Annotated in this window: 15 protein-coding genes; 3 read left to right on the top strand and 12 right to left on the bottom strand. The window is 67.4% G+C overall.

Translation table 11 applies throughout. From position 1 onward, the window contains the following. The 12 genes from PMI15_RS00820 to fliE form a co-directional block, all read right to left on the bottom strand. On the bottom strand, positions 1-307 hold a 307-nt coding region (locus tag PMI15_RS00820; RefSeq protein WP_007862631.1), incomplete at its 3' end, for a flagellar motor protein MotB. A 33-nt stretch (positions 308-340) separates the two neighbouring features. Beyond that, a complete protein-coding gene (gene motA, locus PMI15_RS00815) occupies positions 341-1,204 on the bottom strand; it encodes a flagellar motor stator protein MotA (RefSeq protein WP_007862630.1) in 864 nt (287 codons plus the stop codon). Positions 1,205-1,247: 43 nt separating this feature from the next. Next, the gene (gene flhC, locus PMI15_RS00810; protein ID WP_007862629.1) at positions 1,248-1,877 is read right to left on the bottom strand and encodes a flagellar transcriptional regulator FlhC; all 630 of its coding nucleotides are present in this window, start codon (positions 1,875-1,877) and stop codon (positions 1,248-1,250) included. Between the two features lie 45 nt (positions 1,878-1,922). Next, positions 1,923-2,240 (bottom strand): flagellar transcriptional regulator FlhD, encoded by a 318-nt coding sequence (gene flhD / locus PMI15_RS00805; protein WP_036836995.1) that lies wholly within the window; start codon positions 2,238-2,240, stop codon positions 1,923-1,925. A gap of 276 nt (positions 2,241-2,516) precedes the next feature. After that, positions 2,517-2,834 carry an EscU/YscU/HrcU family type III secretion system export apparatus switch protein gene (locus PMI15_RS00800; RefSeq protein WP_051001882.1) on the bottom strand — a complete coding sequence of 106 codons (318 nt, stop codon included), beginning with the start codon at positions 2,832-2,834 and terminating at the stop codon, positions 2,517-2,519. Continuing rightward, positions 2,827-4,170: a flagellar hook-length control protein FliK gene (locus PMI15_RS00795; RefSeq protein WP_007862621.1), complete on the bottom strand. Its 1,344-nt coding sequence runs from the start codon at positions 4,168-4,170 to the stop codon at positions 2,827-2,829. Before PMI15_RS00795 ends, PMI15_RS00800 begins: the two co-directional genes overlap by 8 nt. Further along, entirely contained in the window at positions 4,167-4,514 is a 348-nt protein-coding gene (locus tag PMI15_RS00790) for a flagellar protein FliT (RefSeq protein ID WP_007862619.1), read from the bottom strand. Before PMI15_RS00790 ends, PMI15_RS00795 begins: the two co-directional genes overlap by 4 nt. Positions 4,515-4,517: 3 nt before the next feature. Beyond that, on the bottom strand, positions 4,518-5,015 hold the full coding sequence (gene fliS, locus PMI15_RS00785; RefSeq protein ID WP_007862617.1) for a flagellar export chaperone FliS: 498 nt from the start codon (positions 5,013-5,015) through the stop codon (positions 4,518-4,520). 16 nt (positions 5,016-5,031) lie between these two features. Continuing rightward, positions 5,032-6,477 carry a flagellar filament capping protein FliD gene (gene fliD / locus PMI15_RS00780; RefSeq protein WP_007862615.1) on the bottom strand — a complete coding sequence of 482 codons (1,446 nt, stop codon included), beginning with the start codon at positions 6,475-6,477 and terminating at the stop codon, positions 5,032-5,034. A 53-nt stretch (positions 6,478-6,530) separates the two neighbouring features. Further along, positions 6,531-6,887: a flagellar protein FlaG gene (locus PMI15_RS00775; protein ID WP_007862609.1), complete on the bottom strand. Its 357-nt coding sequence runs from the start codon at positions 6,885-6,887 to the stop codon at positions 6,531-6,533. 135 nt (positions 6,888-7,022) lie between these two features. After that, positions 7,023-8,333, bottom strand: coding sequence for a flagellin FliC (locus PMI15_RS00770; RefSeq protein ID WP_007862602.1), 1,311 nt, complete (start codon positions 8,331-8,333; stop codon positions 7,023-7,025). A 159-nt stretch (positions 8,334-8,492) separates the two neighbouring features. Further along, positions 8,493-8,810 (bottom strand): flagellar hook-basal body complex protein FliE, encoded by a 318-nt coding sequence (fliE, locus tag PMI15_RS00765; protein ID WP_007862600.1) that lies wholly within the window; start codon positions 8,808-8,810, stop codon positions 8,493-8,495. 323 nt (positions 8,811-9,133) lie between these two features. Here fliE and fliF point away from each other — a divergent pair, with 323 nt between their 5' ends. From fliF to fliH, 3 genes are read left to right on the top strand one after another with little or no spacing between them, the layout of a single operon-like run. Further along, positions 9,134-10,858: a flagellar basal-body MS-ring/collar protein FliF gene (fliF, locus tag PMI15_RS00760; protein WP_007862597.1), complete on the top strand. Its 1,725-nt coding sequence runs from the start codon at positions 9,134-9,136 to the stop codon at positions 10,856-10,858. 4 nt (positions 10,859-10,862) lie between these two features. Continuing rightward, positions 10,863-11,843: a flagellar motor switch protein FliG gene (gene fliG / locus PMI15_RS00755; RefSeq protein ID WP_007862595.1), complete on the top strand. Its 981-nt coding sequence runs from the start codon at positions 10,863-10,865 to the stop codon at positions 11,841-11,843. Then, positions 11,836-12,591 (top strand): flagellar assembly protein FliH, encoded by a 756-nt coding sequence (fliH, locus tag PMI15_RS00750; protein WP_007862593.1) that lies wholly within the window; start codon positions 11,836-11,838, stop codon positions 12,589-12,591. Before fliG ends, fliH begins: the two co-directional genes overlap by 8 nt. Positions 12,592-12,756 lie beyond the last annotated feature (165 nt).

Raw genomic sequence — 12,756 nt, 5'->3', positions numbered from 1 at the left:
TGTCGGCGGCCGCCTGCCGGACTTCGCCGTCCGCATGGGTCGGGTCGGCGCCGCCGCCGGGAATCACGTTGGTGCTGGTGCTGCTTTTTTTGCCGCCGGCAAGGGCCACCTTCAGCGGCATCTTGAACTGGTCCGCGATGCCTTCGAGCTGCTTGGGCGAGGAGATGCTCAGGATCCACAGCACCAGGAAGAAGGCGAACATGGCCGTCATGAAATCGGCGAAGGCGATCTTCCAGGCGCCGCCATGGTGGGCGGCCGCCTTCACGGGGCGCCGTATGACGATGATTCTTCGCGCGGTCTCGCTCATGGGACTTTCGCCAGCTTCCGTTTGCCGGCCGCCTCAGCGCGCCTTGACCTCGCGCACGTGGCCGTCCAGCTCGATGAAGGACGGCCGCTCGGTCGAGTACAAAATCTTGCGGCCGAACTCCACCGAGAGTTGCGGCGCATAGCCGTTCAGGCTGGCCATCAGCGTGACCTTGATGCACTGGTAGGCTTTGAGCGACTCCGCCACCTTGTGCTCTATCAGCGTGGCCAGCGGCGACACAAAGCCGTAGGCCAGCAGGATGCCCAGGAAGGTGCCGACCATGGCATGCGCGATCAGCTGGCCCATCTCGGCCGGCGGCAGGTCGGCCGATGCCAGCGCATGCACCACGCCCAGCACGGCAGCCACGATGCCCAGGGCCGGCAGCGCGTCGCCCACGCGCGCCAGGCTGTGGGCCGGGACTTCCGCCTCGTGCTTGTAGGTTTCGAGCTCATGCTCCATGAGCTGCTCGATCTCGAAGGGGTCGGTGTTGCCGCTGACGATCAGGCGCAGGTAGTCGGTCAGGAACTCCAGCACCCGCGCGTCGCCCAGGATGACCGTGTAGGGTGCGAACAGCGGGCTGTTGTGCGGGTCGTCGATCTCGGACTCCAGCGCCATCATGCCGTCCTTGCGGCCCTTGGACAGCAGCACATAGAGCAGGGCCAGCAGCTCCATGTAGAGCGCCTTGTCGTGCTTCTTCGAGCTGGCCAGCAGCTTGGGCAGCTCCTTGAGGGTGGCGCGTATGGTGCGGCCGTCGTTGCCCGCGACGAAGGCGCCCACGGCGGCCCCGCCGATGATGAGCAGCTCCAGCGGCTGGTACAGCACCCCGAAATGCCCGCCCATCATGGCGTAGCCGCCAAAGACGGAGGCGACGACGACAAGGTAGCCGATGATGACAAGCATGGGGTTCTCCTCCTGGACCGGTAAAAAGAAAGCCGCCTCGCCCTCAGGCGGTGCGCGAGCTGTTCATCACATTGGCAAGCCACTGCGACGAGGAGATCGCGGGCGTGCCGCCGGCCGCCGCGGGGCTGCCGCCTCCGGCGTCCTCCCGCTTGGCGCCCGAGGGGCGGGTCTTGCCGGCGCGCGAGGGCGGGCGGCACAGCACGCACACATAGTTGCTCTGCGAGTCGTGGGCATGGGCGACGAACAGCCCGGTGCAGCGCGTGCAGGTGCTCAGCTGCAGCATGTCGCTGTCGAAAAACCGCACCAGCGTCCAGGCCCGCGTGAAGTCCAGCACCGGCTCGCCGCCCTGCTGCTGCACCTGCTCGATGTACAGGCGGTAGCTCTTGATGATGGCGTTGATGCGGGTGCAGCCGCCGTGGACCACCATGAAGCGGTAGATGTTGTAGAACATCGACGAGTGGATGTTGGACAGCCAGGTCATGAACCAGTCCGTGGAAAAGGGCAGCAGGCCCTTGGGCGGGGAGGTCCCCTTGAGCTCCTTGTAGAGCTTGATCAGCCGGTCCCGGCTCAGGCTGGTTTCGGCCTCCAGGAACTGCAGGCGGGCGCCCAGCTTGATCAGGTCCATGGCCAGGTGGATTTCCCTGGCCTCCACGATGACGCTTTTACCGGCCATGGCGGTTTCCGGGCAAAAAGCGGCTTGAAGCCGAAACGCGGGACATCACCGGACCGCCTCGAGCTGCTGGCCCGACAGCAGGATCGCGGCGTGCGCCTGCTGCAGCGCCGGGTTCTTGCCTTCCAGGGTCAGCGCCGACAGCATGGGATGGTCGTCAAAGCGGAAACGGCACAGCAGCAGGCTGGAGCCCGCCAATTTCACAATCTGGGAAAGCGACAGGCTGCCCAGCAGGTCAGCCAGCTCCCGGCTCATGCCGAGCCGGTACATCGCCAGCGCAATGTCCTCCGTCACCAGCCGCTTTGCGAGCAGCAGGTAGGCCAAATTCAAATCGCCAATGTCGTTGGCGGTACCAGTGTCAATCACGTTGCGTTCCTGTTCTTTCAAAATTTGCATGTAAAGCGGTGACCGGGTCATCCATCACAGTCAATTTCGTCACCAATCACAGATTGATTGAGAGGTCTGTCGTACGACTTCCCCTCAATTGCAATTTTTAACACATTAAATTGACAATTACATGAACAAATCAAATTTATCAATTAAGTAACATTAAAGCCTCAAAACAAGAAAATTTAGTAATCAATCGAAGAATTTAATGAATATATGAATACTTCAGTCCGCAGAAAATCTATAGATCAACACTTAGGTATTCGTTTTTTCATTTTCTAATTGATGCACCCACGTGAGCATTTCTGCAACAGCAAGGTACAAATTCGGTGGAATCCGGCTGTCCAGATCTACATGCATTAACAATTTCACCAATTCCAAAGAGGCGTGAACGTACAAACCGCTCTCTTTTGCACGCTGGACAATGGCCTCCGCGACCGCGCCATAGCCCTTGGCGACCACAGTTGGGGCCTCACCGGCGGCGCCCAGGGACAGCGCCACGGCTTCGGTGCGGGGGCCCTGTGGGCTGCCGGTCCGGCCCTCTTCCCTCTCGTCAGACGAGCTGTCAGGCACCGCCTTTTCCCCCCGGATCCGCGGGATGCGCCGGTTCCGCCATGCCGGCCGCGCCGCCTATGCGCAAATCCGCCAGTGCCAACCCCACGCTTTGCAGGCGCCGCGACAGCTGGTCGCCGGCCTGGCTGAGCACGGCCGCCGTGCCGTCCCGCGAGGCATCCAGGCGCAACTGCAGCGCCGTCCCCTTGAGCCCCAGTTGCACGTCCAGTGTTCCCAGCCGTGGCAGCTGGAGCCTCATGCGGGTAACCCAGGCGGCGGGCGCCGTTTGGGCGCCGCCCTCGCCGGCCTGCCGCTCGCGCCCCTCTTCAGGCTCCTGGCGTATGTCCCAGTCCATGGGAACGCCGGGCCAGCCCTCGCCGCTCCAGCGGAACACCGGCTGCGCCAGCATGTCGAGTTGCTGGCGCACCAGGCCCAGGGCTTCAGGATGTATCGCCGCCGCGGGATGGCCGGCGCGCGCGCTGTCCACCGGCGCCGTGCCGGCAGCGGGCAGCTCGGCATCGGGCAGCGAAAAATCGTGCGGACTGGGCTGCACGGGCTCAGGCAGGCCGCTGGGTCCGTAGGTCACGGACTGGCCCGCGGGTTCGGGCTGGCCGGCTTTGCCCAAGGGCGTGGCCAGAGAAGCGCCGGGCGCTTGCGCTTCGCCGCGGCCGGCGGTCGGCGGCGCGGCCGCTTCCGGTGTTTCCGGCACCGGCCCGGCCTCAGTCGCAGCGGGCGGAACAGGTGGCGCGGGCGGCAGTGCCGCCATCCCCTCCAGCAGCAGCGCGAGAGAGGCCAGTGTGGAACCGACGGCGGTAATCGACAAGGGAGGGCTCACATCCGGCGGCTGCGCAGCGGCAGCCGGCAAGGCCAGGCCGGCCTGCGGCTCGCGGGCCAGCTGCGCCAGTGTGCGCTGGCCGGCCGTGAACTGCTGCAAATGCGATTCGTAAAAAAGGCCGGATTCGGCCACCGTGCGCGCCAGGGCCGCCGCCAGCACCGGCACCGCGGGCGTGCGCATGTCGGGCTGCAGCGGCGCCTGGCCGCGCACGGCGGGCGTGCGGTCCATCGGGAGCTTGAGCAGCGCGCTGACCGTGCGCGCGGCGGCGCTCAGGGTGACGGCGCCCTGGTCCCGGGCGGGGGCCGGGCTTGCCGGGACGCCGTCGCGGCCGGCAAGCCCCACGCCCAGTTCGCGGCGCAGCGCCTCACGCGAAGGCAGGCGGATGTCGTTGTCCACCTTCTCTACATTCGCCACGGCGCCCGGGCCGGCGATTTCAGCCTGCGCCTTCAGCGGAACCAGGTCCACGCGCTGTCCCAGCCGCGTGGCCAGCAAGGTATCCACCAGAGGCGTCACGCCGCTCATGGCAGGTAGGCGTCGTCCGGCTGGCCGTAGGCCCTGTGCAGGCTGCGCTGCCGGTCCAGGCTTTTCATGACGCCGACCAGCCTGGACAGCTGGGGCAGGATCATGCCGATGATTTCATTCGAGTTGGCGCTGATGCGGCCCAGCAGCACATACTTGCGCGCCGACTGCGCCTCGTCCAGCGTGCTCAGCGGCTCGATGTCCTTGAGGCGCTCCACCATGCTGCTGCACTGCCCTTCAAGCCGGGGCAGCTCGCCCCACTGCTTGGCGCGCGCCAGCACCAGCATGCGCTCGGTCAGCGGGGCGATCTGCTCGTAGCAGTGCATCACTTCACTTTGCGATCCCATGCCTCAAGCCCCCGTGGAAAAACGCGACACCGCGGGTGCGGCCGGCACCTGCAGCGGCCGCGGCCGCTGCGGATCGATCTCGCGCCAGGCCGAGCTCACGCTGTCCAGCAGCCGGTCGGCCTCGTCCAGCAGCGCCGGGTCGTTGCGCAGGTTGGCGTACAGCAGGCGCTGCGTGACATAGGCGTAAAACGCCGACAGGTCCGCCACCAGCTGGGCGCCGGCCGCGCCCGCGGCGTCCGCGTCCAGGCTGGCCTTCAGGCCGTTGTCGACGATGTTGATGGCCTTGGAAATGGCCTGGCCCTTGGCGCTGATGTCCTGGTTCGCCATGTGGTGGCGCGCCATCGCGATGGCGGTCTTGGCGCCGTCGAACAGCATGGTGATCAGCTGGTGCGGCGAGGCGCTCATGGCCGCGCTTTCGGTGCCGACCTTGGCATAGGCACTGGCGCCCGGGTGGTAGGCGTAGGGCAGGGTGTTGGGTTGGGTGTGGGGTTGGGTGTGCATCGAAATGGCGACGGGCTTATTTGCTCGAATTGCTCGAGCTCATGTTGGCGAATTGCTGGGTCAGGTAGCTGGCGGTGGAGTTCATGCGCGAGACCAGCAGGTCCAGCTGGGTGAACTGTGCCTTGTAGCGCGCGATCGTCGCCTCCACCCGGCTCTGGGTCGCGGTGTACTGGCTGTCCAGCGACTTCAGCGTGGTCTCCACGCCCGTCGCGGCCGCGCTGATCATGCCGGTGCTGCTGGTGAAGCCGTCCAGCAGCGAGGAAACCTGCTTGCCGATGCCGCCCGTCGTTGCGTTGCCGGCGAACAGCTCGGCCACCGCGCCCTGGTTGCCCGCGAACGCGGCCTTGAGCTTGGACGCGTCGAAGGCCAGGGTGCCGTCCTTCTGGAAGCTCACGCCGACCTTGGACAGCACCTTGAGCTCGCCGGCCTGCGGCGTGTTGAGCGCCGCGCGCAGGCGCGTCTGTATGGTGCGCAGCGTCGAGTCGCCGACCAGGGCCGCACCGGTCTGCTTTTCGGTGTCGTATTTGGTCAGCTGCGCCGCCGTGGTCTGCAGGCTGTTGTAGGCCGTGACGAAACCGGTGATGGCCGCCTCCACCGCCGAGGTGTCGCGGCTCACCGTCAGCGTGCTGGTACCGGTTTTCGCCAGCGTCAGGGTCACGCCGGGCGCGGCATCGACCACCGTGTTGGTTTTGGAGGTCACCGGGATGCCGTTGACCTTGAGCACCGCATTGCCCGCCGCCGCCGTCTGCCGCAGGGCCTGCGCGCCCGACGCGTCGTGGTTGAGCAGGCCTTGCAGGCTGGCGTCGCCGGCGACGGAAATGCGCATGCTCGAAGCCTCGCCGGTTTCCCTGGAGGTCAGCACCAGGCGGTAGGGCGACGCGCCGCCGTCATTGACGATGCTGGCCGTCACGCCGATGTCGGTGCTCTTGTTGATCGCGTCGCGCAAACCCTCCAGCGAGTTGTTGCTGTCGTCGATCACGATGGACTTCGCGGCGCGCGCGGCATCCGGCGTGAAGCTCGCGCCGCTGTAGGTGCCGGTGGCCTCGCTCAGCGTGCCGCCCGAGATGGTGCCGAAATCGATGGTGACCGTGCCCTTGCCCACCGCGGCCTTGGTGCTGGACACGCCGGCCGCGGCCAGCGACTGCGCGCTGGCCAGCCGGCTCACGTCCACCGTGTAAATGCCCGCGGCAGCCGTTGCCTGGCCCGTGGCCGAGAGCACGTCGCTGGCGCTCGACGTCGCCTTGATGCCCTGGAACAAATTGGCGTCGGACAGCTTGGCGGCCGCCGTCTGCAGCGTGCTGAGCGCGTTCTTGAGCGTGCCGTAGGCCGACAGCTTCGCGGTGTAGCTGATCTGCTGCTTTTGCAGCAGCACCAGCGGCTGGCTTTCCGCCTTGGTGAGGTCGGTGAGCAGGTCGTTCAGGTTCAGGTTGGACCCGACGCCCAGGCTTGAAATCGATGCCATCTATAACTCCTCAATAAGTTCCCGAATGTTCCTGAACTGAAGCAAAAGCCGATTCAAACGGCTTGATGCACCAGCAGGCCCTGCAGCTTGCCGAGCGCGCGCGAAATCCGCACCACCTCTTCCGAGGGCATCTGCCGGATCAGCTCACCACTCTCCACGTCGACCACCTTGACGACCATGGTGTCGGCCTCCTTGTCGAACTCGAACTGCACGCCTATGGAAGACATCCGCAAGGACTCGTTGATCTCGGCCAGTGCGCTGCGTTCGCGCTCGAGCCCGGCCCTGGGCGGGGTTTCGGCCGGCAGCTCGCGGGCCGCGCCGGCGCGGGCTGAAGGGGCTACCGGTGGCGGCGCGGCATCGCGCCACGCAACGGCCGTCGCGGTCGTGGCGGCATTGGCGGGAATCGTCATGCGGGGCTCTCCTCGGAAAATCGCTAGGCACTCCCGCCTGGACACCCGGGCGGGAGTGCGTAGCGCAGGCAGCCAAAGCCGCCTGGCTTGCACACGGCGAGGGCGCGCCTTCCGCAGAAGGCGCGCCTTGCGCGATTAACGCAGCAGGGACAGAACGCCCTGGGTCGTCTGGTTGGCCTGGGCCAGCACGGAGGTGCCGGCCTGTTGCAGGATGTTGGCGCGCGTCATGTTGGACACTTCGGTCGCGTAGTCCGCGTCTTCGATGCGCGAGCGCGAAGAAGACAGGTTGGTCACCGTGGTGCCCAGGTTGGAGATCACCGAGTCAAAACGGTTTTGCACCGCGCCCAGCGAACCGCGCAGGTCGTCCACCACCTTCAGGGCGGCGTCAATCTTCTTAAGCGCGTTGCCGGTGGCCGCGCCGGCGAATTCGGCCGTGGGCGTTGCGCCGCTCAGGACGATGTCGGTGCCGTCAACCGTGTTGCTGCCGGCGCCTGCCGTGTCGGTCAGCGCGGCCTGGATGCCGGCCAGGCCGTAGTTCTTGCCCTGGATCGCAACATAGGCGGTCACGGTGCCGGCGGCGTCGGTGCCGACCTTGACGGGCTGGGTGGTCAGGGTCACGGCAGCCGCGACGCCATTGGAGGGGTCGGTGAAATCGACCGTGGCCGTGTTCAGCGTCACAGCACCGGTGGCGGGAGCCACGGAAGCCGCGTAGAAGTCGTCACCGCTCTTGACCACCCAGGTCGCCGTGGGAGCGCCGGCGGCGGTCAGCACGTTGTGCAGGGACAGGTCGGAAGCGCTCACCGTCGAGCCGGTGGCGGCGGTCAGCGCCGTGGCGACCGCGCTCAGGTCGGTGGCAACCGGTGCGCCGACGCCTGGGTCCACCGTGAGGTTGGCGGCGCTGACGTTCAGCGCATTGCTGGCGACCGAGAAGCCGGTCATCTTCAGGCTGGCGGAGTCGATCTGCTTGAGGTTGATGTCGATGGTTTCGCCGTCGTTCGCGCCGACCTGGATGGTCAGCTTGTTGTTGGCGGCCAGCACTTTCACGCCGTTGAAGTCGGTCTGTGCCGAGGTGCGGTCGATTTCTTCCAGGCGCTGGGTGATTTCAGCCTGGATCGAGGCCTTGTCGGCCACCGAGTTGGAACCGTTGGCCGACTGCACGGCCAGTTCGCGGATGCGCTGCAGGTTGCTGTTGATTTCGGTCAAAGCGCCTTCAGTCGTCTGCGCCAGCGAGATGCCGTCGTTGGCGTTGCGCTGCGCAACAGCCAGGCCCTTGATGTTGGCCGTGAAGCGGTTGGCGATGGCCTGGCCGGCCGCGTCGTCCTTGGCGCTGTTGATGCGCAGGCCCGAGGACAGGCGCTGGATGGCCGTGTTCAGCGAGGACTGCGACTTGTTGAGGTTGTTCTGCGTGAGCAGGGAAAGCGAGTTGGTATTGATGACTTGGGCCATGAGGGACTCCTGATTACATAGGTTGTGGACTCCGGCTAACTTGCCGTCACGCTGGCCTTGCCTGCCATGACAGTCTGCAAGCCACCGTTGTCCAGCTTATCGGCCGGGCCGATTCAAACCTTTAGCGGACGGCGCAAAATAATTCGCGCCCGCCCCTCATCACGCCGGCATGTTCATGATTTCCTGGTAGGCCGCGACCACGCGGTTGCGCACCTGCAGCCCCATCTGGAAACCGATGTTGGCCTTTTGCATGTCGACCATCACGTCGTTGAGCGCCACGCCGGGCTTGCCGAGCTCGAAGGCCTCGGCCTGGCTGTAGGCGTTCTGCTGGGTCTGGCTGATGCGGTCCAGCGATTTTTTGAGCTCGCCCGCAAAGCCGCCGCCGGCGGCCTCGCCGCCTTGCGCCGCTGAAGGTGCCGAAGCCTGGGCCAGCGCGCGCATTTGCTGCAGCACGGACTCGATCGAAGAAATAGCCATGGTGTTTCTTTCAGGCGCGTGCGCGCCCCTGGTTGGATGACGGCATGAAGCGTAGCGGCGGGGCCGGCGCGCGCATCAGGCCAAAAGACGGCAAAAGCCCCGGCTATTCAGCGGATCGGGAAGCCCGGCCGGCTCTGACAATTCCCCACAAGGACCCGCCCCGTGCCCCTCCCGTGCGCGCATGCCGGTTGCCCTTTTCGCCCTTGTGCCTTTGAATAAGACCTGTTGTATGCCAACTGTTGTTTCGCCCGCCCGGCCACCACGCAGCTTCCGCTTCATCGCCGCGCCTTCGCGCGGCGCGGTGACGGCGGCCGGGTGAGCGCGTGAACGCCGCCGCACTGGGCGCCGACACGGCCCTGCCCAAAGCGCCTCCATGGCTGGCGCAGTTGCGCGCCAACCCGCGCCTGCCGCTGATGGTGGGCGCGTCCGCCGCGGTGGCCGCCGTCGCCGCGCTGTGGCTGTGGAGCCGCGCGCCCGACTACGGCGTGCTCTACAGCAACCTGTCCGACCGCGACGGCGGCGCCATCATCGCGTCGCTGCAGCAGATGAACATCCCCTACAAGTTCACCGAGGGCGGCGGCGCGCTGCTGGTGCAGGCCAACAAGGTGCCCGAGGCGCGCCTGCGCCTGGCCGCCCAGGGCCTGCCCAAGGGCGGCACCGTCGGCTTTGAGCTGATGGACGCGCAGAAATTCGGCACCAGCCAGTTCGCCGAGCAGGTCAACTACCAGCGCGCCCTCGAAGGCGAGCTCGCGCGCTCCATCAACTCCATTTCCGCCGTCGAGTCGGCGCGTGTGCACCTGGCGCTGCCCAAGCCCTCGCTCTTCGTGCGCGACCAGAAAAAACCCAGCGCCTCCGTGGTGCTGAGCCTGCACCGCGGCCGCAGCATCGACGAAGGCCAGGTCAGCGCCATCGTGCACCTGATCTCCAGCAGCGTGCCCGAGCTCTCGGCCAAAAGCATCACCGTGGTCGACCAGGCCGGCAACCTGCTCTCGGCGGCCAACGCCGGCACGCGCGGCCTGGACGTGAGCCAGCTCAAGTACACCCAGGAAATCGAGCAGGGCTACATACGCCGCATCGAAGCCATCCTGCAGCCCATCCTGGGCGCGGGCAATGTGCATGCGCAGGTGGCCGCCGACATCGACTTTTCAGTCGTCGAGAACACCGACGAAAAATACCGTCCCAACCAGGAACCCGGCACCGCGGCCATCCGCAGCCAGCAGTCCAGCGAGTCCGGCCAGCTGGGCGGCGGCCCGGCCACGGGCGTGCCGGGCGCGCTGACCAACCAGCCGCCGCCGGACCCGGTCGCGCCCATCACCGCGCCCTCGCAGATCAAGCCGGGCACACCGCCCGGTACGGCGCCCGCGGCCCAGCTCAAGATGAGCGCCGAACTCGGCTCGGCCGGCGGCGCCGCGCCGCGCGCCGCCGGCACGGGCGGCAACTCACGCAAGGACGTCACCACCAACTACGAAGTCGACCGCTCCATACGCCACACGCAGCAGGGCGCGGGCGGCATCAAGCGCCTGTCGGTCGCGGTGGTGGTCAATTACCGCGGAGCCACGGGCGCCGGCAAACGCGCGGCGCTGACGGCCGCCGAACTCGAGCAGATCCGCAACCTGGCGCGCCAGGCCATGGGTTTCAGCGCCGAACGCGGCGACTCGCTCAACGTGGTCAACAGCCCCTTCGCCGCCGACACCGAAACCCCCGAGCTGCCGCTGTGGCGCCAGCCCGAGACCGTCGAGATCGCCAAGTCCTCGGGCAAATACCTGCTGCTGGGCTTGCTGGCGCTCTATCTGTGGCTGGCGGTGCTGCGGCCGCTGCTGCGCAAGCACCTGCAGCCCTCGCCGGCGGCGTTCGCGGCCGACGCGGATAGGGACCCGGGCCTCGGCGAAGCGGCCAGCGCGCAGGCGCAGGCCCTGGAGAAGGAGCAACGCGAACGCCGCGAGCAGCGGCACCAGGCCAACCTCCAGTATGCGCAGGACATGGCGGCCAAGGAGCCGGCCATGGTGGCCATGCTGATCAAACACTGGACCGAAAAAAATGGCGGATGAAGGCATGCGCAAAAGCGCCATCCTGTTGATGTCGCTGGGCGAGGCCGGCGCCGGCAGTGTGCTGCAGCACCTGCCCCAGCATGTGGTGCAAACCCTGGGCAAGGCCATGGCCGGCCTGGCGCAGGTCAGGCGCGACGAGGTCAGCGAGGTGCTGCGCGAGTTCCGCGAGGAAACCGAGCAGTACTCGGCCACGCACGTGGACGCCGGCAGCTACCTGCGCGCCGTGCTCAACAAGGCCCTGGGCAACACCCGCGCGGCCGACCTGCTCGAAAGCATTTCCCAGCCCGACAGCGCGACCAGCGGCATAGACCGCCTGAACCAGCTGGAGGCGACCGAGGTCGTCGAGCTGATCCGCGACGAACACCCGCAGATCATCGCCACCCTGCTGGTGCACCTGGACCGCGACAAGGCCGCCGAGGTGCTGGAGCAGCTGCCCGAGCGCGTGCGCCACGACGCCGTGCTGCGCGTGGCCACTTTCGGCGGCGTGCAGCCGGCGGCCCTCAAGGAGCTGACCGACGTGCTCACCGACATGCTGTCCGGCGAAGGCGTCAAGCGCAGCCGCCTGGGCGGCATACGCGCGGCCGCCGAGATCGTCAACATGATGAGCAGCGCGCAGGAGGAAAGCGTCATCAAGCACGTGCGCGAGCACGACGAGGCGCTGGCGCAGAAGATGATCGACGAGATGTTCCTGTTCGAGAACCTGCTCGAGCTCGAGGACCGCAGCGTGCAGCTGCTGCTCAAGGAGGTCGAGTCGGAGTCGCTCATCATCGCGCTCAAGGGCGCGCCGCTGGAGCTGCGCGACAAATTTCTCAAGAACATGTCGCAGCGCGCCGCCGAGATGCTGCGCGAGGACATCGAAATGCGCGGCCCGGTGCGCGTCTCGCAGGTCGAGGCCGAACAGAAGAGCATCCTGCAGATCGTGCGCCGCCTGGCCGATGCGGGCGAGATCGTGCTGGGCGGCCAGGGCAACGACTCCTATGTATAACAAGCCCCCGAACACACCGGCGGCACGGTCCGAACCGCCCTTCGCGCGCCGCGCCAACGGCGCCAAGGAAGCGCTGACCGCCTGGGAGCGCTGGGAAATGACGGCCATCGCGCGGGAGCCCGCGCCCTCCCCGCCCCCCGAACCCAAACCGGCGCCCGTGGTCGCGCCGCTGAAACCCGAGGTGCTGATCAACGACGTCGAGCTGGCCCAGTTGCGCCTGCAGGCCCTGCGCAGCGGCGAGGCCGAAGGCTTTCGCCAGGGCCTGGCCCAGGGCCATGCGCAGGGCCGCGCGGAGGCCGTGGCCGAAGTCCAGGCGGAGGCGCGGCAGCTGCGCGCGCTGGCGCAAACCCTGCCCGACGCGCTGCGCGGCGCCGAAGCCGAGATCGCCGACAACCTGCTGGCCCTGGCGCTGGACATCGCGCGCCAAGTGCTGGGCCAGGCCCTGGCGCTGGACAGTGGCGCCATCCTGCCGGTGGTGCGCGAACTGCTGCAGGCCGAGCCGGCGCTCAGCGGAGCGCCGCAGCTGGTGCTGCACCCCGACGACGCGGCCCTGGTGCAGCAGCACCTGGCCGAAGATTTGCAGGCTGCCGGCTGGCGCATACGCAGCGACGCGAACTGCCAGCGCGGCGGCTGCCGCGTGCTGGCGGCCAGCGGCGAGCAGGACGCCAGCCTGCCGGGCCGCTGGGAGCGCGTCACCGCGGCCCTGGTCAAAACCGCCATGCACACCCCGGCCGTGGTCCATGCCTGAACACGCCGCGCCCGCCGACATACCCGCCGCCGGCCCGCTGCGCGCCTGGCACGGCGCGCTGGACGAGGCGCGCAGCGCGGTGGCGCAAAGCGTGCCGGTGCGCAGCTACGGCCGGCTCACGCGCGCCGTCGGGCTGGTGCTCGAGGCCGTCGGCCTGCGCCTGCC

It is taken from the genome of Polaromonas sp. CF318 (genome assembly GCF_000282655.1).
Lineage (GTDB): Bacteria > Pseudomonadota > Gammaproteobacteria > Burkholderiales > Burkholderiaceae_C > Polaromonas.
Note: the sequence above shows the minus strand (reverse complement) of the source record. Positions and strands in the feature narration are given on the sequence as shown.